Raw genomic sequence first — 24,089 nt, forward strand, 5'->3', positions numbered from 1 at the left:
AAATCACCTCATATAAGGATTTATTAAAACCTCATTTTTGGTCTTTACTATTTTAATTGTACCATTTAAATCTGTTCTGAACACCTTTATGTTTTTCTTTTCAAGCCTTCGTAAAACATCTTCCGACGGATGTCCAAATATGTTGTTTTTGCCAACAGATATCACTGCTACCTTTGGAGCAACACTTTCTAAAAATTCCTCAGATGTTGCAGTATTACTACCATGATGACCAACTTTTAATACAGTTGCCCGAAGGTTAAATTTCTTTATATATTCTTTTTCTGACTCATAAGAAGCATCTCCAGTAAAAAGCATACTGAAGTTCCCCAAAACAATCTTCGTGACCACAGACGAATTTAGGTCTCGTTCAATTGGTGGAAAGAAAAAGACTTTTAAGTCTTTATAAGAAAACCCTTTTAATTTATCAATTAAAACCACATATCTTCCTTTTAACTTTTCAATATTTTCAGTATAAACCTCTCTTGATGTTACAATTACACGCACCTTCATCTCATTTAAAAGATAATCAAAATCACCTATGTGGTCGTTATGTTTGTGTGTAAGGACCAAAACATCAATCTTTGAGACATTGTTTTTCAAGATGTATGGCAAAACTATACGCTTGAGAGAACTAAAATCTTCGTTGGTCGGCCCTGTATCAATGAGCATCGAAAAACCTTTGTATGTTACAAGATTGCTATCCCCTTGTCCTACATCAATCACGCTGATAGTTAGTCTATTGTAGTTTATAACTACCTGTAAAATAAATATTAGCATAAGAGCTGAAATAGTTGAATACATTAAAAGTTTTAGAGACTTTGGAATAACCTTTTTATAAAATAGGATCAAAATAAATATGTAGTAAACAATGATTAATTTTTCATCCCAAAATGCAATATTTATATATGAAAATCTCACATGCGACAGTTGTGAAACCCAAATTAAAGCTTTGACAATTACTAATAGCACCCACTTTAGTACAATGAAGTCTATTCCAAATAGTAAAAGTATGTAATACACAAGTCCTATTGGTACCAGCGCTCCTGCTAAGGGTACCGCAATGAGATTTGTCAAAAAGGAAATCAATGAAACTTCACAAAAGTAGTAAGCTAAAAGTGGCAAAATCAAAATTTGGGCTGAGACTGAAACTGCGCAAAGTGAAGATATACTTGTAGGAACTTTGACCTTTATAAAATACTCATATATTCTTCTGTAAAAAATTACTATAGAGAGCACACTTAAAAAAGAGAGCTGAAATCCAATGTCAAAAAGGTAAAGAGGATTTATAACCAGCATTAAAACTGCGGCTACTGCTAAACTATTTAATGTGTCTGGATTTCTATAGATTATTCTGCCAAGATAATATATTATTGCCATAATAGAGGCTCTCACAACTGAGGGAGAAAGACCTGTTATGATTGCAAATATGACTATAACGCCAATTATTATTAGATTTACTCCTCTTCCATAAACTCTTAAAACTCTTCTAAAGAAAATCTCAACAAATGCACAAAGCACACCTACATTTCCACCTGAAACAGCAAGAAGGTGCGCAAGCCCACTTCTTTGGAAATCTTTGTATATATCATCAGGAATTGTAGATTTATTGCCAAGGATTAAACCATTTAAAAGTGATGATATTTCAGCTTTAAAAGAATTATTTATAAGATGGTTTAATTTGCTTGAGAACATGTCAAGATAAGTTAGAATATTGTGAGATGTAGAAACAATATATAGCTTTTTAGCATAAAGAGTATATAAAGTGCCTTTAGCTTTTAAGTACTCTTTATAATCAAATCCATACCTGCTGGTCTTTCCTCTTGGTATTTTCAGTTTGCCATATACCTTTACAATATCTCCATAATAAAATTTTTTCTCTATATTAGTGGTAATTCTTATGTTTACATACCTCTTATTTACTCTTGTCTTTAAATAGAAAACAACTTTGTCTTTGCTAATCTCTGGAAACGAAGAAACCTTACCAATAATAGTAACTTCTTCATTATCCAAAGAAACTTCTGGTTCGAAAAAGTTAAAGATATAAAATGTTCTAAAAGAAGCATATACAAAAAGACCTATTGCTAATAGAAAGAGCATCATGTCAATCTTTTTTTCTTTCAAAAAATAAAAATTCAAAGTGAAAAAGCCAAACGTCAATACAGCAAGAAAAAGAAATAACAAACTGATGGTGGGCAAATTCCTTCCAAGCACAATGCCAGTAATTAGAAACACAGCCAAAAACAAAGCTCCTCTTTTCATCTTCCTGCTACCTTTCTTTCCAACTCCTCTAAAATCCCTACTTCTATATTCAAATTACCTCTGCCAATTCCTATCTCAATATCAGGTTTGTTAGCTCCATGAAAGTCACTTCCGCCGCTCACAATTAAGTCAAGCTTTTTTGCAGTCTCTAAAAGTTCTCTTGTCTCTTTGTCCGTGTGATCCGAGTGATAAACCTCAATTCCGTCTAAGCCATATTCTTTTAGCTCTTCAAATACATTTTCTGGACCTTCTTCAAGGTACAAATATTTGTGAGGATGTGCCAAGATTGCAATTCCTTTTGCTTCTTTTATAGCCCTAATTGCTTCATATGGCTTTAGCTTTTCCTTTTTTACATATGCAGGTTTCCCAAACCCCAAAAGATTTTCAAACACAGCCTTTGTACTGTCAAAATATCCCTTTTGGACAAGCACACGGGCAATATGAGGCCTTCCTATCACCTCACCTGAGGCAACCTTCTCAACATCCTCCATTGAAATGTCATATCCCATCTTTCTTAGTTTTTCTATTATTTTTGGGTTTCTCTCCTTTCTGAATACCTCAAGCATTTTTAATTTTTCTTGCAAAGAGGTATTGTCGACATCTATAAAAAGTCCTAATATATGCATCTCAATCTCAAAATCTGCGCTAATTTCAACCCCGCTAATAACTTTTATTCCAATCTCCTGTCCTTTTTTCAAAGCAATCTTTACACCATCTGTTGTGTCATGATCAGTAATTGCAATAGCAAAAAGTCCCTTTTCCTTTGCAAGCTCAACAACATCCTCTGGCGAATATGTTCCATCTGAAAAAGTTGTATGGACGTGCAAGTCTATCAAAACATTCTCACCTCTTTTTCCAAACTATTATATCGCAAATATTAAATATTGAAAAAGGCGGTCAAAAAATGACCACCTCTGCCAAAAAATCATTTTTTTATAGCTTTGCTGCAATATCTCTTGCAATCAAAACACCGTTTACACTTGCCTGCATAAGCCCCCTTGTAATTCCTGCACCATCGCCTCCAAAATAAAGGTTCTGGATTGTTGTACATTCAAAGTTCTGCTTTACTTTTACTTCATTTGAATAAAACTTTACTTCAACACCATAAAGTAGTGTATCAAACGAGGCAACACCTTGGACAACATAGTCTAAAGCCTCTATCATCTCTTTTATATCAAGCATAATTCTGTAAGGCAAAACAAGGCTCAAATCCCCTGCAACTGCATCTTGCAATGTAGGAACAACAGAGTTTCTCCTTATTCTCTCTTCGTTAGACCTTCTTCCTCTAATAAAGTCACCATACCGCTGCACAAGAACTTTGCCACCAGATAGCATATTCGCAAGTTCTGCAATGTACTTTCCATATTTTATACTGTCTTTGAACGGATCTGTAAAGTGTTTCGAGACAAGCAATGCAAAGTTTGTATTGTCGCTTTTGATGTTCTTATAGCTGTGGCCGTTTACAACTGCCAAGTTGTCATAGTGCTCAACTGCAACATAGCCGCCCGGGTTCATACAAAATGTCCTTACTTTGTCATCAAAGGTTTTTGTATAATAAATAAATTTGCTTTCATACAGGTGCTCAGTAATGCCTTTCCAAATGTGATTAGGTGTCTCAACTCTAACACCTATGTCAACTCTATTGTTATCACACGGAATATTGTACTTTTCTATTACTTTAGAAAGCCAGCTTGCACCTTCACGACCAACGCATACAACCACATTTTTCCCAAGGTAGCTTTTTTCATCCTCTGCTATAACACCTATAACCTTGTTATTTTCAACTATCAAGTCTTTGACAGGAGTTTTAAATTTTATCTCAACATTGTTGTTTAGAAGAAAATCCTGAAGTCTTTTGTATATCTTTTTTGCCTCTTCAGTGCCCAAATGCCTTATAGGACTTTCGACAAGCATGAGGTTTGCAACAGTTGCTTTTCTTTTAATCTCTTCAATGACTTGACTATTTGTGCCATAAACCTTTGTGTCAGCCCCGTTTTCAAGGTATATATTGTCTACGTATTTTATTAGCTCATATGCTTTGCTCTGACCAACATACTCTTGAATTCTTCCTCCTACATTTGGAGAAAGTGAAAGTTTACCATCAGAAAAAGCCCCCGCACCAGAAAAGCCTGTTGTTATATTGCAAGGTTTACATCCAACACAGACATTTGTAACTCTTTTTGGGCACTCGCGTGACTCAATGTCTCTTCCTTTTTCAAACATAATTATCTTTGCATCTTTGTTTTGTTTTACAAGCTCATATGCAGTAAATATTCCACATGGTCCTGCTCCTACAATGATAACATCGTACTTCATTTCTGTTTTTCACCCTTTTGAAATTTAAATTCTCTTTGAAATATTACATCAAAATGGGACATTTGTCTATCATAATTTTACACACTTTTTTAACATAAAAGAAAAGAAAAATATATATGTATGGGGTTATTATATAAGTTAGGAAGAGAAAATTTAACAAGGAGGTTTATTCCTTATGAAAAGAAAGTTTGTCACTTTGCTAATAGTTCTGGTATTCGGACTTTCAATAATACTACCTGTTTTTGCAGAGGGAAACACAACTTCATCAGTTGCAACAAATAATCAAACTGTAGTCAGTGCAACGTATACCACAACAGTAAACTCAACTTATAAAACAACTACAAACACCACCAATTCTTCAACATCATCGACAACCTATAATTCTACCTATAGTGTAAGCGGTCCAGAGGTTATTCCACCAATTAGCAACGATAATATAACCATTAAGGAGTCTGAAAAGTTAACAAAAGAGCAAAAGAAGAATATCTCCAAGTTAATATTACAAATTAATCAGCTGAAATCAAAATTTAATAAAATCAACGCTGAGGTAAATCATCTGCGCGCAAAAATTAACAGTTATATCGCAGCTGCTCAAAGATACGACAAAAAATTCTTTAATCAAGAGCTGCAAAAGATAATCAATGAGGCAAATAAACTAATTTCCCAAATCAAAAAAGAAATAAATAATAAAAAGCTTTCATCCTCACAAATTGATGAGTACTCAAAACAGCTTACCCAAAAATTAAATGACCTTAAAGTCTACCAAGAAGCTTACAAAAATGAAAATGAAGCAACTGTGGCACAAGCTGTTTACCAAATAAAGCTTTTAGCGGACCAAGTCCAGCCAACTGTAAAAGATAAGGTATATCAAATAGAACAAATAAACAATCAAATAAAGATAAAGACAAAAGAATATGAACAAGCTAAAAAAGAAAATAACTATAACAAGATGGTAGCTACCTTGAATGACTTAATTGCTCTTTATCAGCAAAAGGTTAACAAAATTACTGAAGTTAAGAATTTATATATAGATACCTTGACAAAGATTGAAAATATAATGAAGAATTCTTTAAAACTGCCAGTTCAAAATAAGAAGCAAAATATTCAAAAAGAACAAAATAAAGAAAAAGAGAAAGAACGGATATTAAATAAGAACCAGAACATTCAGGAAGGACAGAATAAAGAAAAAGAGAGAAAAAGAAAAAAATAAGAATGAGAATAAAGGTAACGGAAAGAAAAAGTGAGATTAATCTCAAAATATAAAAACTGCTCCCCTCTAATAAAGAAGAAATAAGATATAATATGGTTGTTGTACAAAAAGATAGGTGTATACCTTAACTAACAAGGTATACACCTAATTTTTTTCTATCAAATACTTCCAATATTTCTTTGGCATATTTTGCCGTTGTAATTTTAAATTCTTTCTTTCTTCAATTGCCATGGTCTTAAAATAAAGTTTCCACAGCTTTTGATACAAATTCTCATTATCTGAAAAGCTTGCATTTAAATTCATTCCATTGAGAAACTTTATCATTCTGGTATCATAAATCGAAAGTTTGCTCCTTTTTTTGTCATGTATGATCCATTTAAAACTCTTCAATCTTTCTCTAAAAAAGTAAGAAATAGGAACCAAGATATCATTTGTGGGTTCAAATTGAGCATAAAGTACTCCACCCTCTATTTCATTAAACCTCATAAGTCCCATATACTTTCCTATTTCTCTGCTTACATTCTTTGATGCCTTTTCAACAAAATTGACAACATCATCATGGTAAAGGTATTTAACTTTTTTGCCATGCTTTAAAACAAGCTTTATATACTTATAGATATACGTTTCTTTGTTTTGAGCTTCAGATAGAAAACAATAATATATCTTTTTAAAAGTAACCTTACCAGAAGCATTTATTACCTTTTGCCGAAGTTCCTGACTTCTATTTTTATCCAAAGCTACATAAACTGGATTATCAAAAAGCATTGGTTGATATTTGTCTTTTTCTACAATGACAACTTCATCTTCATTAATATGTGTGGATAAAATCTCATCTATACATGTCAAAAGCCCATCAAATGTTCCATCATACAAAAAAACATTATACATTCTAAATCTCCCCAGTTATTACTGATGTGAAAACCTCTTTATCAAAAAAGGAAAGCTGCTGCATTCTTTGCTGAGCCACTGCTTTTTCTGTCAGTTGCAATTTTATTTTTTCTGGCTGAAGATCAATCAAATGTCTTTCATAAGTCTTACCATTGCAGGTTATGAAAAACTTTGCCCTTTTTATGACAACCCCTATCTTTTTCAAGTCATCAAAGTCAAGAGAATGAAATACTCTGTTTTTGATAATCCTTCTCGCACTTTTTATTCCTATTCCCGGCACTCTTATCAGCTCTTCATAACTCGCTTTGTTTACCTCAACGGGGAATTTGTCAAGGTGTCTGAGTGCCCACATTACTTTTGGGTCAACTTCAAGGTCAAGGTTTTCATCCTTTTCAAAAAGCTCATCAGCAGAAAAATTATAAACCCTAATCAGCCAGTCTGCTTGATATAATCTATGTTCTCTTAAAAGTGGAGGTTTTTCAACTTTCAAAATTCTTGGATCATTGTTCACAGGTGTATAGGCAGAATAGTAAACTCTCTTGAGCTTAAATTTTTTGTAAAGATGCTGGCTGAGTGTAATAATCTTTCGATCACTATCTTCTGTTGCACCTATTATCATCTGAGTGCTTTGACCTGCTGAGACAAAATTTCTTTCTTCTTCACCTACTCTTGTTATAAACTCCATTGGTTTTAAAATGCTCTCTTTTGTTTTGTTTGGACAAAGAAGCTTCAGGCTCTTTTCAGACGGAAGTTCAATATTGACACTCATTCTATCAGCTAAAAAACCTGTTTTCCTAATCAAATCGAGTGATGCATATGGGATTGCTTTTACGTGAATATATCCATTGAACTGATACTTGTGTCGCAAAAGATATACCGTTTTATACAACATCTCCATTGTCCAGTCAGGAGAGTTTTTGATAGCAGAACTTAGAAAAAGCCCTTCAATGTAATTTCTCTTGTAAAAATTCATGGTAAGCTCAGCAATTTCATGAGGAGTAAAAGTTGCCCTTTTTATATCATTGCTCTTTCTATTGATACAATAGGCACAGTCAAAGATGCATTCGTTTGTAAAGAGAATCTTCAAAAGAGATATACACCTGCCATCATCTGTCCAGCTGTGGCAAATACCTGCTGTAAAAGTTGAACCAATACCATAATTTATTTCTCGTTTGCTACCACTGGATGCACAAGAAACATCGTACTTTGCTGCTGCACCCAGTATCTGAAGTTTTTCAAGAATATCCATTTCAATCACTTCTTTGTTTATTCTTTGACTTCATAACTATATAATAACCGAATATATATTCTATTTCAATAGTTTAAGGTCATATCAAAAAAACTGGGACCCTTCAAAAAACAATTTGAAGAGTCCCATATAATTAGCAAATTGCGGTTAAAAATGCTTTATTTTCTTAATATCATAACTTCTTTTGCTCTCAGAACTACTCTGCCACCAAATAGCTTTTGCGTTATCAGTTCATAGAATTCTTGTGGCAACTCAATACATACATCGTAATTATTGAAATTTAAAAGGAAAATATACTCTTTTCCATCCTTTGTTCGTTTTGTAACCTCAACACCTTCTGGTACAGGCAAAATTGGTTTTACACCAGCCATATCAGCATAGTACTTGATAAGTCCTTCTATAACCTTTTGCTCTGGTCTTGTACCTATATACACTGACTTGCCACTGCCATATGTATTTTCCAAAATAGCTGGCATCCCTTTATAATAGTCCTGCTCATAATAAGCAAGCACTTTTGCTCCTTCTGAGTGAATGACATCACATATAAAGTCGCACTCATACCTGCCATCAAGTGTTCCAAGTGGCTTCTCAAGAATGATTGCGTTTTTCATATCTGGAAAGAGCGCATCAATCTCCTCAATCCAGATTCCCAAAAGTTTTCTGAACCAGCCAGGATATCCTCCAAGAATTACCCTGTCGTTCTCATCAACAAGACCTGATAGGAAGGTGGTAATAAATATTCCTCCGTTTTTCACGTACTCTTCTATATTCTTTGCAGTATTGCTATCGAGCAAATACAAAAGTGGTGCAACAACAAGTTTATACCTTGATAAATCTTCGGTTGGGTCAACAACATCTACGTTTGTTTTGAGTTTATACAAAGCCTTGTAATACGAATCAATGTGCTCTAAATACGAAATGTCATTTCTAAATCCCATACTCTCTTCAAGTGCCCACCAGTTTTCCCAGTCAAACAAAAGTGCTACATCGCTTTTGTTTACTGATTCTAAAATCTCATCTAAGCGCAAAAGCTCATCGCCAATTTGTTTTAGCTCTTTGCTAACCCTTGTATTCAAGTGCCCAGCATGCGGTACCATTGCAGAGTGGAATTTTTCACACGACCCAACCGACTGTCTCCACTGGAAATACAAAACAGAGTCCGCACCATGAGCTATTGCATGGTAGCTCAAAAGTCTTATCATTCCAGGGCGTTTTGCTGAATTATACCACTGCCAATTTGTCTGGCTTGGTGTCTGTTCCATTAATATAAATGACTGGTCCCTTTTAAGTCCTCGCATAAGGTCATGCTTGAAAGCTATAGAATGTGGAGAGTCTTTGATAGAAGGATAATTGTCCCACGAAACTACATCCATATACTGTGCCCATTTATGGTAATCGAGTGGTTTAAATGGACCCATAAGGTTTGTTGTAACAGGCACATCTGGCATGTATTTTTTGATAATCTCAACTTCCATCTTATAAAGATTTAGCAAACAATCAGACATAAACCTTTTGTAATCAAGCGAAAGTCCCTGGAATGAGCTTTTTTGTCTGCCTGGCATATATTCATATTCTTCGTTCAGATACGATGGAACTTCTATCTCATCCCAATCATAGAATGTATGTCCCCAGAAAGCTGTGTTCCATCTCTTGTTAAGCTCATCCAATGTTTTATATCTTTCTTTTAGCCACTCTCTAAAGGCTTTAGCGCAGTTTTCACAGTAGCAGTAAGGACCATATTCGTTGCTGATATGCCACATTATAACTGCTGGATGGTCTTTGTATCTTTTTGCCATCTCTTCAACAATTCTTTTTGCAGCCTCTTGGAAGTTTTTGCTGTTAGGGCAGTAGTTTTGCCTTGCCCCATGTTTTCTCTTTCTTCCATGAATATCAACAGGCAATACGTCAGGATACTTTTTTGACAGCCACGCAGGTTGTGAAGCTGTTGGTGTTGCCAAGATGACGTGAATACCATTTGAATAGAGCTTATCAATTATTCTGTCAAGCCACTCAAACGTAAACTTGTCCTCACTTGGCTGAAGCTGAGCCCATGAGAATATTGGCATTGACACTGCATTTACATTGTAATACTTCATAAACTCAATATCTTGTTCCCAAACATCTTCTGACCACTGGTCAGGATTATAATCTCCGCCATAAAGGAATTTTTTCAGTTTGATTTTAGCCATAGAAACAAAGCCTCCTTTTTTGGTGTTTATTCAATTGGAAATCCAATTACACTTAAGAGCGCCATATTACCAAGTCGTGTATCCAAGCGTGACATCTGAACAACAATGTTTTGGTCACTTTCAACCACTAAAGAATACGGAACCTCTTTTGGAATAACAAGATTTCCTATCAGCTCTGGCTTGTTTAGCCATGCATGAATTGTTCTTTTTGCCTTGACAACAAAATAATCACTTTCAATTGGGTCTCTGTCTTCAAAAAAGACTGTGAGTTTCACCTTTGCATCAACATCTCCAGTATTTACTATGCACAGACACTCATGCCCAGGGATTGACATTGAACCCTCAGATGGAATGTATCCATCAGGGATTACCCATACTTTTTTGCCCAAGGCTTTCATTTACAAAACCTCCCAAACATTTTTATTTTTGAATATTTAAAAACAAATAATCAAACGCATCTTTTTGCATGTATGAATTAAATTGATGAGGATTTGGATAAAATTTGTACGAAAAATTGTGTCTACAGCCTGCTCTGCTATAATACTCTTCAATCTTGGCTACTGCACTCTTCATTGCATCAACTGGAAATAAAGAATCTTCGCTACACTGCTTCACAAAAAGTTTTCTTGGAAGGATAAGCCCGGCTATATCTGGCAAGTCTAAAAAGCGTGTAAAGCTGGGGATATGTACCATGAATGTATGCCTTGAAGTTTGACCCAGCATTTTTGAAAACTCAGACATAAAAGCTATTACTAAGCTTGCCTTTATCTCTTTTTTCAAAGCGCTTAAAAATAAAGTTCTAAAACCGCCCAAAGAAAAACCCATACACGCAATTCTTTCTTTATCAACATCTTCTCTTTTCAATAGGTAATTTAGCCATGCAATGTCTTCATTAATTAAAATACTTGACCAGTTTGTTCCGTAAAAATTGATATTCTTAAATATTATCCCTTCAAGCTCGGAGGAAATTCTATTAAAAAGCTTAATAAATTCATAGCTACCCTCAGCAAGACTTGTCAGCTGTTCATAGGTTTTATTATCAACAAATATCTTTATTAGCTCTTGTGGGAACCTTCTCTTTCCAAAATAAAACGCATCAGGGCAGAAAACTGCAAACCCTCTTTCAAGTAGGTCAAAAGCCCACATTGACGATGAATAAAACTTTTCTCTGTACTCTCTTAAAAAAGGCTGTGTACTATCATCCATAAAGATTCTCTCTTTGCCGTAGTAATAAAATCCACCATGATCATGCAAAACTACAATAACAGGATAAGGTGGATTTGAATTGGATGGTTTTAAAAATGCTGCTTCTGATTCAATACCATTTAGGTTAGCTGTTATTAATTCTTCTGTGAAGGCTTCATAGTGTATCTCTCTTTTGTTTCTTTCAACAAAGCACAATTCCAAATTCAAATATAGCAAAGGCTGTAGTTTTTCAACTATACTTTTTTGAAATTCAAAGTCACATGAATCCAAAATTGACTTTGCCCAGTGTGGTGCAGAGACATTCGGTTTATTATGAATTCCAAAATACCTTTCGAATAATTCAACCATTTTGGTTCTTTTCCTTTCAAGCTTTTGGGTTTACTAATTTTTATTTTTCCATCAGAATTTGTCTATATTATATCAATAAGTTCGAGAGCTGTTAAGCTACTTTAGAGCATTGAATTTTAAGATTGATATAAGGATTTTAAGATGTACAAGAAAGAGTTGCAATTTTGCACATTTGATTTTATAATTTAAATGAAAATATGAAGATGCGCCCGTAGCTCAGAGGATAGAGCGTAGGACTTCGAATCCTGTGGTCGGGGGTTCGAGTCCCCCCGGGCGTGCCAGAGATAGCAAGGGTTTTAAGCCCGTAAGATTTAAAATACTTTGCATTTTCTAACATTTTGCAAACATACACTATGCAATAACAAGAAATAATAGAATACAACAAATTAAGCTGAGCACAATGCTCAGCTTTTTTGTTTTGCGTTGTGTCGTTAAATGTGATATAATTTTGTATATGCAGCTATTTTTCCCAATCAAACCCTTGTATCATTGAATGACACAACAAGACCATCTGGATTGCCCCAAACCGACAAAGCAGCTTTAAGGATTGCGCCGTGAGTTTAAAAATAATTTAACAATCATCAAGGCAATAGTTATGTGTTATTTAAGGCTTAATAATCTGCGAAAATGGTTTTAATAAAAACATTTCAAAGGTGACACTAAGAGATGAAAATCATGAATATATAAATGAGATGTCTACTTCGTCAACTAAATCTAATTAAAAAAGCAACACGTCGAAGAAGTATGTTGGGGGAATATAACTTTTTGCTATATCTTCATCGTAGAAAGGAACATCGCAATGAAAAAAGGAAAACTACCTTTAATACACATCTATTGTGATGAAAGCTCACAAAATAAAAATAGATACATGATTATCGGTGGGCTATGGGTTTTGTATGAAAATTTAAAAGAAATAGAAGAAACCATTAAACAGTATAGAACACAACATAATATGTATAGTGAACTTAAGTGGGGTAAGGTTTCTAAAGGAAAATTAGTAGAGTACAAAAAGCTTGTAGATATAATCTTCAAATTCATAGGAGAAAAGAAAATGGCTTATAGGTGTATAGTGGTTGATTTATCCCTAATGGACAACAAAAAGTACAATAAAGGAGATGAAGAATTAGGCTTTTACAAAATGTATTATCAGTTGCTGCTACATTATATCAACCCAAATTACCGTTATATAATTTATCCAGATGACAGAAAAAACTCTTATAAGTACAGACTACAAAGTTTACAAATTATACTTAACAGAGGACTTAGAAAAAAGCATAAATTAGATATGGATATAGTAAGACATATTGAGGCAAGAAAATCTCATGAAGTAGACTTAATACAAGCTACTGATATTTTGACTGGTGCAATAGGTTTTCATTGGAATGATATGGACAAAAAAGAAGGTGCAAGTTCAGCTAAAAAAGAATTAGCTTTGTATATAGCTCAAAAAGCGGGATTAGCAACTTTGAAATCATATCATAGAAAAGATTGTAGTATGCATTTTCATATTTGGTATTGCGATTTTAAAAAATCAAAAAAGGTATATAAAACGAAATAGCGCCCTGAGTCCTATCCTCTTTTTGAGGATGCGCCTCACACTTGGTGAGGGTTTCGGATATCAGTGGCGCTATTTCCTGAACGCAGGTTTTTAACCTACTTATTATTTATTTTTTCATCTTTTAATTTAATTATACCTCACAACAGCAATTTAGTCAAAAAAATTTTTTATTTTGTGTTATATTGCGTTATAACGTTGCCCATAATTCCATATGGTATTATTTTGTAAAGTTGGAGGTTTGAGAATGCGCGAACACATCAGAAAGTGAGGTAGCATATATAGTGTAGTTTTTGATACTATTAGAGATGAAAACGGCAAGCGTCGACAAAAACGGGTAAGTGGCATTCTAATAAAAAAAGCTAAATTTTCCCATCATTTTTTCTTTCGTATTTCAGCAACTTTATAACAATAATCATTACTTGGCAGCACTGCGAAAATATTCATTGTCTTTTTTGAAGGAGTTTGAGTATAAACCATGACCTCAGTTTTTGTTGTGTAAACTATAACAAATCAGGTGAGGCTGTAGAGCGGTAAGTTAAATCTTTAAATAAAATCCTGTTCTATCATAAAACTCATTTGCAATTTCATTTACAATATTACTATCTATCTCCCCTGCTAATTTTATCCTAACTTCTCTTATTGAGGGATAAATACTTGGATTTTTAATTAAATCAATATTATACTTAGCTAAAATATCTTTCAAAATATTTACCATTTCGACCTGGTTTATTGTCTGTGAAATCCTTATCTCCCAGCCAGTTTTTTGTGAAAGTTCATTAAGCTTATCTTTGTACTTTTCTGCAACAAAGGGTGTTACAAATGATAGTTCAATGTATTTTCCACCCTCTTTTATGCTCTTCTTGTAAACCTTGTCTTTTTCATTTTCAAAATACAGGTCTATCAAAAGCAAAGCCTTGTTCTGCTCCATCCTGTCTTTATTTTGAAGTCTTGCTGTACAATCCTCTTTATTTTCAATGTCAAATATAAGCTCAATGCCTGTCTCATCAAGAAATTTAGAGCACAGCTCCTTCATCGAATCAAATTCTTTGTTTGGTTTTACTACAATAGCATTTATCACAGGATTGTATGAAAATTTTAAAAGCTTAACACCTTCATCTTCTAATAACTTTTGTAGATATTTTTGAGCATATGTTAGATTTATATTTGGATTTACCTCTACCTTCCACAGGGTCTTTTCCTCAAACTCTTTTATTTTATCTTCAAGCCTATTTGCTATGTGTGGAAAGTTAAAATAAAAGGTCACAACAACATTTTCGATATCCATTCCAACTTTGTAAAGTCCAAAATCTTTAAACATTTCAAAAGCAAGCTCTCTCATCTTGTTTTGTTCCATAGGCTTTGGCTTCAGCTTGTCTTCAACTTCAGCTCTTGACAAAATCCTAAAAAGATAAGGTTTTCGTGGATTTTGCTCAAAATATGGGGAAGATTTTAAAAGTTCAAATACCCTATTTACCTCATCTCTTTCTAAAAACTGTTTCCCATTCCAAATCAGAATTGCATGCTCTGCTGTAATATGATTTGCTTCTTGTTTGCTTTCAAGAAGATATTCCCATAAACTTTTGATATTTTCTTCATTCAGTGGTTCAATGTTGCTTAGTTTTCTGACATTGAAAAATGAAAGCTGTCTTCTTGGCTTTTCAATTGAAACTGTAGTTACCTCACCATTTTGCGGAATTAAAACAGCAGCTTCTATCTCTTTTATTGCCATATCTGAAAGTTGCGAAATTGCTTCCTCACTTCCATGAGCAAAAACCACAGTTTTTGGTTTTAGCATTGCTAAAAATCCTAATATACTATCCCTGTCTGCATGCGCAGAAAGACCATACTTTTCAACCTTGCACTTTACTTCATATTCCTTGCCATTTAGTTCAATCTTTCTCTCACTCTCTGGAAGCTCAGTCAGCTCAAGAAGTTTCCTGCCCGGAGATTCTTCGTCTTGATACCCTGTAATTGCAATCAGCGCATTTTGATTTTCTACTAACTTCTCTGCATAGAATACAGAAGGACCACCAGTTAACATTCCTGAGCTGGAAATGATAACACATGGGTTTGAGGAGGAAATAACTTCTTCTCTTTGCTTTTTGTCAGTAATTACATTGATGTTTTCTGATAAAAAAATCTCCTCACCCTTCAATACTTTTTTGTAATATCTTGAAGACAAAAAGGTTGGATTGTTTTTATAAACTCTTATGACTTCTCTTACCATTCCATCAATAAATACATTGAACTCTACCTTTTTCTTTTTCATGTAGTTTCTTAAAATCAAAATTATCTCCTGAGCCCTTCCAATTGCAAATGCAGGAATTAATACCTTACCACCTTTTGATATAAACTCATATATACTGTTAAATAATCTTTCTTCCTCATAGCTTCTGTTTGTGTGAAGCCTGTCACCATAGGTTGACTCACAAATTACAACATCTGGTCTTATTTTAGGAACTGATGCTTTGTCAACAGTAAGCTGCTTTTCAGTGGAAAAATCTCCAGTGTATAGAATGCTCCCTTCCTGAGTTTGTATAAAAATCATCGAAGCACCAAGGATATGTCCCGCAGGGAAAAAAGTAACCTTTATCCCTTCTAAAGGCTCAAATGTATAATTAAACCCGTAGGTAATTGTCCTGTCCAGCAAATCTTCAACATTCTTTTCTGCATAGATAGGAATCTCATCTTCTTTTGAGTCCATAATCTTTAAGCTGTCGTACAAAAGCACTTTCACCAAATCTTTTGTTGGCTGATTAGTATAGAAGAATATATGGGGATATTCTCTTGCAATAAGCGGAAGACTTCCTATGTGGTCAAGGTGAGCATGTGAAATAAGACAGATATCAGCCCCACCAAGCTCTCGAAGAAGCTGCAAGTTTGGGAGCTTGTCTTCTTTCATTCTTATGCCAGAGTCAATTAAGATGTTTTTGCCACCTGTTTTTATTAAAACACAAGATGCACCAACCTCTTTTGCACCGCCTAAGAAAACTATCTCCATTTTTTCAGCTCAACTCCATATCCAGATTTTTATTAAAGCTTAGCTCTGCTATGATCATACCAATCAAGATTAAACCACATCCTATGTAAGAAATCAAAGGCAAAATTTCAGTTGTGTGAGTAACTGTAGAAGGAATTAATGCAGAAAATATCGCACCAAACACAGGTTCGGCAGAGAATATCAAAGCCGTGTGAGTTGGTGTTGTGTATTTTTGAACAAAAACCTGTGCTGTAAAAGCAAGAGCCGTTCCAAAAATGCCTGTGATTAAGATTGTAAGTAGTGAATTTAATGTAAGCTTGATACTAAAAGGATTTACTCCAAAGACCAAAGAAAATATAATATACAAAACAGCAGCGCTCATGAGCTGAAATATTGCAATGTTGATTGTACTCACATTTTCTTTTGATGTAAAGATGTCAATGAATATAATCTGAAAAACAAATCCAAAGTCTGCAAGCAAGGTAAGAAAATCTCCAAAGTTAAAATGTGAGATTTTAGCTCCATTTAAAAGGAAGAGCCCTACAAAAGCAAAAATTACACCAACTATGACATTTACTCTGGGAACCTTTCTTTCAATTATACCTGCAAAAATAGGCACTAAAACTACTGTCAAACCTGTTATAAACGCTGATTTTGATGCGTACGTGTATTTTAATCCCACAACCTGCAGAGCCATTCCTAAGAAAAGAAAAAAACCAATTATGCCTCCATAAACTATTTCTTTTGGTTTTAATTTTTTAAGATTTCTCCAGAATATTGCTGTGACAACAAGCCATGCTAACAAAAACCTTATTGCCAAAAATGTCAAAGGATGAAGCTGGGAGATTGTATTCTTCATAAGCACAAATGAACTTCCCCACACCATTGTGACAAAAAGAAGTATTCCATCCGCTAAAATCCTTTTTCTTGTGCCCAACTTAATACTTCTTCCTTTCATTTATAATTTTATACATAAACTTGAAGGGCTGCCAATATTGCCTTCAGACAGCCCTTTAAAAATCCAGCCAAGCAGCTTATTTTCTTTAAACTGTTCACAATATCTTTTGCAAAAACTGTCTTGTTCTCTCTTCTTTCGGGTTTGTAAAAATCTCATCCGGTAGCCCCTCTTCGATTATCTTCCCTTTGTCCATAAACACAACCCTGTCAGCAACCTCTCTTGCAAACCCCATCTCGTGAGTTACAACAAGCATTGTCATTCCTTCATTTGCAAGCTCTTTCATAACGTTCAAAACTTCGCCGACAAGTTCTGGGTCAAGCGCAGATGTTGGCTCATCAAACAGCATCACTTTGGGTTTCATAGCCAAAGCTCTGGCAATTGCAACTCTTTGCTGCTGCCCACCAGAAAGCTGAGCAGGGTATGAATTTGCCTTATCTTTTAATCCCACCTTATCAAGAAGCTCAAGTCCAATCTCCATTGCTTCTTCCTTTTTCATTTTATTGACAACAATCGGACCAATTATGACATTTTCAAGTGCTGTCATGTGAGGGAAAAGGTTAAATCGCTGAAACACCATCCCTATCTGAGAACAAAACTTTGCTATCTCCTTTGGACTGTGCTTTTTGTGTTTTTCATGAAGTCCTTTATCCTCAATTACAAACCCGTCAATCTCAATGTACCCTGAGTTAATCCTCTCTAAGTGATTAAGACACCTCAAAAATGTGCTCTTGCCTGAACCAGAAGGTCCTATAATTACTACAACCTCTCCTCTATCAACTTCTAACGAGACCTTGTCCAATATGAGGTTATGTCCAAAGTACTTGACAATGTTTTTTGCTATAATCATTTTCCTGTTTGTCATTTCATTGTCCTTCATATCTCCCCAGCCTCTTTTCAAGCCAATTAAATATTGTGGAAAAAACTGTGGTGAGTGCTAAGTAGATAATAAGCGCAGCAATATAAATCTCTGCATCCCTTCCTGTTTGAGATGCTTTCAGTTGTGCTGCACGCATTAGTTCAACCATTCCTATTGTAGACACAAGGGATGAGTCTTTCAAAAGCGCGATAAATTCATTGCCAATAGGTGGTATAAGTCTTTTGTATGTCTGCGGAACAATTATATACCTCATTGTCTGAAGGTATGTCATACCCAAAGCTTTTGCAGCTTCATACTGGCCTTTGTCAATAGACAAAATAGCAGCTCTTATTATCTCTGCTGTGTATGCTCCAGAGTTAATAATAAGAGCAATTGCTCCTGCTAAAAAAGCAGGCAGGGTAAGTGCAGGAATAATTTTGGGAAGACCATAGTAAATGAAGAATATCTGCAAAAGTAGTGGAGTACCTCTAAATAGCCAAACATAAAAGCTACCTATTAAATTTAAAATTTTCAGCTTCGAAATTCTAAACAGCGCTGCAATCAGTCCAAAAACAAGCCCAATTGTTACTGCAATTGCAGTGAGCTCGATTGTAACAACGCTTGCTTTCAAAAGCACAGGGAAGTATTTTATTATGACATTTTCAGCCAACTTCTGCCACCTCTATTTACTTGGTAATATCTTCGCCAAACCATTTCTTTGATATCTTTGCGATAGTTCCATCTTCCTTTAGCTGGTTCAAAATCTTTTGAATCTCTTCATAAAGGTCTTTATCCTCTTTTCTGAGTGCAATACCAACAGGCTCCTTTTCAAGCTCAGCTGGTGCTATATCAAACTTTTCAGGATTTTGCTTTTTGTAGTAATATGCAACAACACTATCAATCACAACAGCCTTTATTCTACCAATGTCCAGATCATTAAAAGCATCAGTAATCCTCTCATACCTTGTTACATCTTTTTCATAGTTTATAAACTTCATCTTTTGAACAGCACTATCACCTGTGGTGTTTGCCTGAACACCTATCTTAATACCTTTCAAATCTTCAAAACTCTTAATAGAGGTATCACCTTTTTTAACAGCAATAACCTGACGAATATAAAGGTATGGACCAGCTAAGTTAAATGCCTTCTTTCTTTCATCTGTAATACTAAAGCATGAAATTATAGCATCAAATTTCTTGGATTTGAGAGCAGTTTGAATCCCACTCCAGTCAACTGCAACAATTTTAAGTTTGGCACCAAGCCTTTTTGCTATTTCATTTGCAAGGTCAACATCAAACCCAACTGTGTTGTTGTTATCATCTGTAAACTCCATGGGCGGGAACGTATTGTCCATTCCAACTACAAACTCTTTATTTTGTTTTATTTTTTGCAGTGTGGAAATGTTTTGGTTTTTATTACCACAACCACTCAAAAATGTAGCTATAAATAGAACAAGTAGACAAACAGCAATTAGTTTTTTATACACCGCCTTCATACTCCTTTCGTTGGTCAGATTTATAAACATACGTTATAATTATACACCCATTTTTGTTTTTATCAATACCTTATTTCTGGCTCTCATTGTACCTATCTTAATACAGCTTTGCTCAAAATGTATGCAATCCACTCACGTGTTGCAAAGCTATTCAATTTTAAAACATTTATCTCTTTTTCACTCAGAAGATTATTGTCAATAAAGGCATTTATATAATCATTTGCCCACGACTTATAATCTTTCTTTGAAACAGCCTCTAATTTTAAATATCTTGCAATAATAGCAATTGCCTGCTCATAAGTAATGCCTTCTTGTGGCTTAAAGTACAAAACCCCATTTTTGCCTTTCACACCTGTTAATATCCCCATTTTAGCCAAAGTTTCAATCTCATTTTTCGCCCAGCAATCTTTTATATCTGCAAAAGAATATCTTGTTACACTTTGATTTGTCTTTATATCAAAAACATTTACAAAAAGCTTTGCAAACTCTTGACGTGTTACGCCTTTTTTGGGCCTGAAAGTACCATCTTTATATCCATCAATCTTTCCAATACTTGCAAGGTATAAGATGTAATCTTTATATGGAGAATCTTTAATATCGCTAAACAAAGGAGAGCCATCTGAGTTTACCAATATTACTCTTACCGGCATCAGAAACATGCTTTGTGGTATAAGAACTGTATTTGTGTCAGAAATTAAATTTTTCTTATCTGAAAAATATATACTCACCTGATTGTCAGAATCCCTGGTAAATCCTTTTACATAGTAAGTTTTGTTACTCTTCGAATAAAGCGTCACCTTCATATAATTTGTGCCGTTGTAATAATATTCTACTTTGCACCACACATCAGCTGCAAAAACTTTAATTGCACTAAATATCAATAAAACAGTTACGCACAAACTAAATATACTTTTTCTCAATTTTTAAACTGCCCCCTTACTTTCCAGTAATTCTTGAAACAATGTGATAAAACACTGCCAAAACATACTCTCTTGTTGCAGTCTCTTTTGGATTGAACGTCACATAGTCAAAAAGCCATCCCATTTTATAAGCTTTCTTAATTGAATCAATATATGCATCGTCAACCCCTCTCTTATTCCACGTTATATTTTCAGTAGCAATCTTATCACCTGTGTAAATCTCATAAAATTTAACAAGCATATCAACTGCAGCTTCTTTTGTAAGATAAGAATTATCATCAATGCTGCTAATAAGACCTGCTTTATATGCCTTTTCCACATATTCACTTATAACCTCAAATCTGTAAAGTCTTTTCTTCTCTGCAAAGTAAACCAAAAATGAAGCCAGTTCTAACTTTCCAACAGGATTTTTTATGCCTATGGAACTACTTTGGTCATCACTTGGAATGCTTTGGAATAAATAATAAAGCTTTGATGCATAACTACTTTGTACAATGTCATTGTAAAATCCTTTTCTTGTAATCACAACTGCTTGTGGACAGTTTAAGATAAAAGATACATTTTTGTTATCATTTGAAAGCTTATAAGAACTCGGTAGCTTCCAGTTCATAATAACTGGATCAAATACATAAGGTACGATGGTTGACCAAGGTTCCCTATTTGAAATACTAAAACTTATTGGAGAGTTAAAACTGCTAATACCAATTTGCTGGGTTGATGTCAAAGCCAAAAATTTTATGTCATAAATTTCTGAGATAGCATTTGGAATGTTAAACTTGCTACTGCTCTTTACAAAAGAAAGCTGTACATATATATTACTTGGCGAAAAATTAGAAATGGAAAGCTTTTTTAACTCATCTACATTAAGACTGCTAAAATCAAACTCGGCATTTGCTTCATCCAAGATAACTTGACAACTCTTGTTAAGTCTTATAAGTGCACCTAAAACATCATATCTTATCTTTAATAAAAACTGCGAAATTACATTATTTGCCCTTTTTGTAAAGTCTATCACAACCGGTTTTGAATCTAATGTGTCATTTACGTATTTATAGGTAATTTCAATAATCATTGTCTTGTTAGAAACATCTTCAGTTATCACCGTAGGAGCTGTTGTATCTTCAATCGGTTCAACTACCCCTGTGTATTCACTCACATCCTTTTTTGTAATAAATGAGATAATGTCAGTAGCCTGCGACATTTGCCCGTCTGAGCCAATTGCAAAAAGCCTTGCATAATAACGTGTGTTTGGTTTTAGCTTATCAACCTTATACTCTGTTATGTCTACATCAGTTGTATACTTTTGTGAGTTTGTAAAAGAAATGTTGTCTGCAATCTCAATCATGTACTTTCTTCCTGTTTCTGCAAGTTCCCATACAAAAACAACATAGTCTTTACCGTAATCTTTTATTCCAAAGGCAATTGGTGTCTTTGGTGGTGGCATTTTTTTGGTCTTACCAAACACAGGACTACTATATTCTGAATAAATTCTCTGGTTGTCTTTTATGATATAAGCTCTTACCCTAAAGTAGTACAATGTATCCGGTTTTAAATCTTTTGCTGTGAAATAACAAATACCTGCTTGATAGTCAATTTCTTTTATAGAAGGCTTGAAACTATCAGATATTGTTTTCCATCCACTACTATTTTTTATATCCTCCGAAATCTGAATCTCAAAATAGAGATTTTCCATAAACTGCCATGAAAGTGTTATGGTATTGTATGTAGTTGATACTACACTCAAATTTTCGACAATCGGCGGCTTTGAAGGAAGAGGCACTTCATACTTTGCAAGTGTTGTTGCCATAACTACATTTGAAGGCAGTGAATAATAGTCTTTGTTATCTATCCTCCTAATTGCTCTTATGAAAAATACATATCTTGTATCAGGATTTAAATTTCCCACCTTAAAAGTTATCTTGCCACTTGAGTCAATTTGAGGATTTGAAAGTACAACTCTTTGAAAATTTGTCAAGTCAAGATTTTCTGGGTGAGTTAGGTCCATACCATCCTTATATAGTGCAAAGTTCACCTCATATGATATACTCTGGTCAATTACAGGTGGTTGAGTACCTGCAATGTAAATGGGCGTCCAAGAAAGCGTTACACTATCATATGTGCAGTACACCACAGAAAGTGATGTGGGGGTGGTTGGCGGAGCAATATCTCCAGATAGTGTATAGGAGATCGCCATGGCAGGTGTTGATTCTCTGTATATGTAAGTACCAGATTCATAGTCAAAGAATCTTTTCTTTACAACTACTTTCAAGACATATACAGTATTTTTTTCAAGTCCAGTAATGTCAAATCTATAGTAGTCAGTAGGAATGTTGTTGGCATCCTTCTCAATATCAGAATCTTTCATCTGGTAATTGGGAACATATAGAGTAAAGTCTGAGTTTGTATCAATATACTTTTTGTAATAAAAGTCATACACAACCTCTTTATCAGAAGGAATCTTAAACCTTAGGGTTATAGTGTCCTGACTTTTTGGAAAAGCTGTCAAATCTTCTACTGCTGGTGGAGCATAAGGCAGTGTATAGGGATGTACATACAAATCATTAGACCTTATTGAGACCTTCCTTCCAAATGCATCAATCACATCAACTTGAATTCTGAAAAATACATCCTCGGTTATACTCACCATTGCAAAAAACTCATTTGTTGAAACCGTACCAAGCAAGGTTGGTACTTGGTCTTTGCTACCCTTATATATCTCATAATCATTTCCTACAGCAATACTAACCTTTGCCCATTTGAGCCACACTACATTGTCAGCAATTCTTTGGGCCTCTGCCTGAATGTAGGTTGCAGCCTCGCCAATTATCTTTGGATTTGGCGGGGTGTATGTCTGAGGGTCTCGCCAAATTACCTCAGAGGGTAGATTCCTGGGCAAAATCTTTACGTAGTATAAACTGCTCGGCGCAAGATTTGTTACTGTATATTTTAACTTTCTGTTTGGCAGAATCTCAACTCTTCCGCCTGGTTTTTGGCTCTGCAAAAGTGTAATTCTATCCCCGTCAATTTGGTATTTAGTTGGTGTGGTAAAGCTTATATCTTTTGATACATATATATCATAGTCAATCCTTTTTCCTGCATAATACACATCATCCCAAACAATGTCAATCGAAGTTTCTGAAGCTGTAGTAGCTTCAACAAATATTGGAGTTAAAAAAACTATGGTATTAGAATAAGATGAGTAATATACAACATTTCCTGTCTGCTGTTGCAAAACTTTTACTGCTCTTATCTTTGCATAGAAGATTGTACCACTTGGTATCTTTTGCCCATCGGGAAGTCCTTGAACTTTATAAACATAATTTTGTTCATTTGTTACAGTTAAATTTGGGTCTACATTTTTGTAGATTGTATATACATAGCTGAACTTGTTAGGGTCATCCCCCAAGTATAGCTCGAAATAGTCAAAATCAGAATAAGAATATTGCCATGAAAAATATATTGTAATTGTACCGTCTTGCCCAACCTCTATTCTTGGCAGATTATTTTGCATTGCAATAGAAAGTTGCTGGGGTGCAGGAAGCACAATTGTAGTTTGCGATAAAACTGTTAATGGTATTAGACTAAAAACAAAAGAAATCAACAAAAATATGCAAATTAGTCTTTTAGCAAAAAGTCTCATTTGGAATCACCCATTC

At 34.5% G+C, this 24,089-nt stretch carries 17 protein-coding genes and 1 tRNA gene; 3 read left to right on the forward strand and 15 right to left on the reverse strand.

Annotated elements, in window-relative coordinates; translation table 11 throughout:
* Positions 1–3 precede the first annotated feature (3 nt).
* From PGC14_RS08100 to PGC14_RS08110, 3 genes are all read right to left on the reverse strand, one after another.
* Entirely contained in the window at positions 4–2,259 is a 2,256-nt protein-coding gene (locus PGC14_RS08100; protein WP_271628631.1) for a DNA internalization-related competence protein ComEC/Rec2, read from the reverse strand.
* Positions 2,256–3,095, reverse strand: coding sequence for a PHP domain-containing protein (locus PGC14_RS08105; RefSeq protein ID WP_271628632.1), 840 nt, complete (start codon positions 3,093–3,095; stop codon positions 2,256–2,258). The genes PGC14_RS08100 and PGC14_RS08105 overlap by 4 nt, the downstream gene beginning before the upstream one ends.
* 97 nt (positions 3,096–3,192) lie before the next feature.
* Positions 3,193–4,575, reverse strand: coding sequence for an NAD(P)/FAD-dependent oxidoreductase (locus tag PGC14_RS08110; protein ID WP_271628633.1), 1,383 nt, complete (start codon positions 4,573–4,575; stop codon positions 3,193–3,195).
* Between the two features lie 175 nt (positions 4,576–4,750).
* Between PGC14_RS08110 and PGC14_RS08115 the strand changes: the two genes are divergently transcribed.
* The gene (locus tag PGC14_RS08115; RefSeq protein WP_271628634.1) at positions 4,751–5,785 is read left to right on the forward strand and encodes a hypothetical protein; all 1,035 of its coding nucleotides are present in this window, start codon (positions 4,751–4,753) and stop codon (positions 5,783–5,785) included.
* 144 nt (positions 5,786–5,929) lie between these two features.
* Here PGC14_RS08115 and PGC14_RS08120 read toward each other — a convergent pair whose 3' ends face one another.
* The 5 genes from PGC14_RS08120 to PGC14_RS08140 form a co-directional block, all read right to left on the reverse strand.
* Positions 5,930–6,673, reverse strand: a complete 744-nt coding sequence (locus PGC14_RS08120) for a TIGR03915 family putative DNA repair protein (RefSeq protein WP_271628635.1) — start codon at positions 6,671–6,673, stop codon at positions 5,930–5,932.
* A gap of 1 nt (position 6,674) precedes the next feature.
* Positions 6,675–7,922 carry a putative DNA modification/repair radical SAM protein gene (locus tag PGC14_RS08125; protein ID WP_039766939.1) on the reverse strand — a complete coding sequence of 416 codons (1,248 nt, stop codon included), beginning with the start codon at positions 7,920–7,922 and terminating at the stop codon, positions 6,675–6,677.
* Between the two features lie 158 nt (positions 7,923–8,080).
* Positions 8,081–10,111: a beta-galactosidase gene (locus tag PGC14_RS08130; protein WP_271628636.1), complete on the reverse strand. Its 2,031-nt coding sequence runs from the start codon at positions 10,109–10,111 to the stop codon at positions 8,081–8,083.
* A gap of 26 nt (positions 10,112–10,137) precedes the next feature.
* Complete coding sequence (locus tag PGC14_RS08135) at positions 10,138–10,509, reverse strand: sensory rhodopsin transducer (protein ID WP_039766944.1); 372 nt, start codon at positions 10,507–10,509, stop codon at positions 10,138–10,140.
* 22 nt (positions 10,510–10,531) lie between these two features.
* Complete coding sequence (locus tag PGC14_RS08140; protein WP_271628637.1) at positions 10,532–11,665, reverse strand: dienelactone hydrolase family protein; 1,134 nt, start codon at positions 11,663–11,665, stop codon at positions 10,532–10,534.
* Between the two features lie 205 nt (positions 11,666–11,870).
* Here PGC14_RS08140 and PGC14_RS08145 point away from each other — a divergent pair.
* A tRNA-Arg gene (locus PGC14_RS08145) sits at positions 11,871–11,946 on the forward strand.
* 518 nt (positions 11,947–12,464) lie between these two features.
* Positions 12,465–13,223: a DUF3800 domain-containing protein gene (locus PGC14_RS08150; RefSeq protein WP_011916575.1), complete on the forward strand. Its 759-nt coding sequence runs from the start codon at positions 12,465–12,467 to the stop codon at positions 13,221–13,223.
* Positions 13,224–13,758: 535 nt separating this feature from the next.
* On the opposite strand, the gene PGC14_RS08155 is transcribed toward PGC14_RS08150, so the two are convergent.
* The 7 genes from PGC14_RS08155 to PGC14_RS08185 all read right to left on the reverse strand — a co-directional run bounded on the left by PGC14_RS08155 (position 13,759) and on the right by PGC14_RS08185 (position 24,073).
* Positions 13,759–16,224: an MBL fold metallo-hydrolase gene (locus tag PGC14_RS08155; RefSeq protein WP_271628638.1), complete on the reverse strand. Its 2,466-nt coding sequence runs from the start codon at positions 16,222–16,224 to the stop codon at positions 13,759–13,761.
* A 4-nt stretch (positions 16,225–16,228) separates the two neighbouring features.
* On the reverse strand, positions 16,229–17,140 hold the full coding sequence (locus PGC14_RS08160) for a DMT family transporter (protein WP_156823679.1): 912 nt from the start codon (positions 17,138–17,140) through the stop codon (positions 16,229–16,231).
* A gap of 115 nt (positions 17,141–17,255) precedes the next feature.
* Positions 17,256–18,038 (reverse strand): amino acid ABC transporter ATP-binding protein, encoded by a 783-nt coding sequence (locus PGC14_RS08165; protein ID WP_271628639.1) that lies wholly within the window; start codon positions 18,036–18,038, stop codon positions 17,256–17,258.
* Positions 18,025–18,687, reverse strand: coding sequence for an amino acid ABC transporter permease (locus tag PGC14_RS08170; RefSeq protein ID WP_039766955.1), 663 nt, complete (start codon positions 18,685–18,687; stop codon positions 18,025–18,027). The genes PGC14_RS08165 and PGC14_RS08170 overlap by 14 nt, the downstream gene beginning before the upstream one ends.
* Positions 18,688–18,703: 16 nt before the next feature.
* Complete coding sequence (locus tag PGC14_RS08175) at positions 18,704–19,504, reverse strand: ABC transporter substrate-binding protein (RefSeq protein WP_271628640.1); 801 nt, start codon at positions 19,502–19,504, stop codon at positions 18,704–18,706.
* A gap of 101 nt (positions 19,505–19,605) precedes the next feature.
* Positions 19,606–20,433 (reverse strand): S-layer homology domain-containing protein, encoded by an 828-nt coding sequence (locus PGC14_RS08180; RefSeq protein ID WP_271628641.1) that lies wholly within the window; start codon positions 20,431–20,433, stop codon positions 19,606–19,608.
* A gap of 16 nt (positions 20,434–20,449) precedes the next feature.
* Complete coding sequence (locus PGC14_RS08185) at positions 20,450–24,073, reverse strand: fibronectin type III domain-containing protein (protein ID WP_271628642.1); 3,624 nt, start codon at positions 24,071–24,073, stop codon at positions 20,450–20,452.
* Positions 24,074–24,089 lie beyond the last annotated feature (16 nt).

This window comes from Caldicellulosiruptor sp. DIB 104C (assembly GCF_028198085.1).
Classification (GTDB): Bacteria; Bacillota; Thermoanaerobacteria; order Caldicellulosiruptorales; family Caldicellulosiruptoraceae; genus Caldicellulosiruptor; species Caldicellulosiruptor saccharolyticus.

What these genes read in the sequence shown, in the direction of transcription:
- PGC14_RS08155 (WP_271628638.1), bottom strand. Translation starts at nt 16,224, where the DNA reads ATGGAGATAGTTTTCTTAGGCGGTGCAAAAGAGGTTGGTGCATCTTGT.
- PGC14_RS08150 (WP_011916575.1), top strand. Translation starts at nt 12,465, where the DNA reads ATGAAAAAAGGAAAACTACCTTTAATACACATCTATTGTGATGAAAGC.
- PGC14_RS08165 (WP_271628639.1), bottom strand. Translation starts at nt 18,038, where the DNA reads ATGAAGGACAATGAAATGACAAACAGGAAAATGATTATAGCAAAAAAC.
- PGC14_RS08135 (WP_039766944.1), bottom strand. Translation starts at nt 10,509, where the DNA reads ATGAAAGCCTTGGGCAAAAAAGTATGGGTAATCCCTGATGGATACATT.
- PGC14_RS08185 (WP_271628642.1), bottom strand. Translation starts at nt 24,073, where the DNA reads ATGAGACTTTTTGCTAAAAGACTAATTTGCATATTTTTGTTGATTTCT.
- PGC14_RS08140 (WP_271628637.1), bottom strand. Translation starts at nt 11,665, where the DNA reads ATGGTTGAATTATTCGAAAGGTATTTTGGAATTCATAATAAACCGAAT.
- PGC14_RS08110 (WP_271628633.1), bottom strand. Translation starts at nt 4,575, where the DNA reads ATGAAGTACGATGTTATCATTGTAGGAGCAGGACCATGTGGAATATTT.
- PGC14_RS08130 (WP_271628636.1), bottom strand. Translation starts at nt 10,111, where the DNA reads ATGGCTAAAATCAAACTGAAAAAATTCCTTTATGGCGGAGATTATAAT.
- PGC14_RS08120 (WP_271628635.1), bottom strand. Translation starts at nt 6,673, where the DNA reads ATGTATAATGTTTTTTTGTATGATGGAACATTTGATGGGCTTTTGACA.
- PGC14_RS08125 (WP_039766939.1), bottom strand. Translation starts at nt 7,922, where the DNA reads ATGGATATTCTTGAAAAACTTCAGATACTGGGTGCAGCAGCAAAGTAC.
- PGC14_RS08100 (WP_271628631.1), bottom strand. Translation starts at nt 2,259, where the DNA reads ATGAAAAGAGGAGCTTTGTTTTTGGCTGTGTTTCTAATTACTGGCATT.
- PGC14_RS08115 (WP_271628634.1), top strand. Translation starts at nt 4,751, where the DNA reads ATGAAAAGAAAGTTTGTCACTTTGCTAATAGTTCTGGTATTCGGACTT.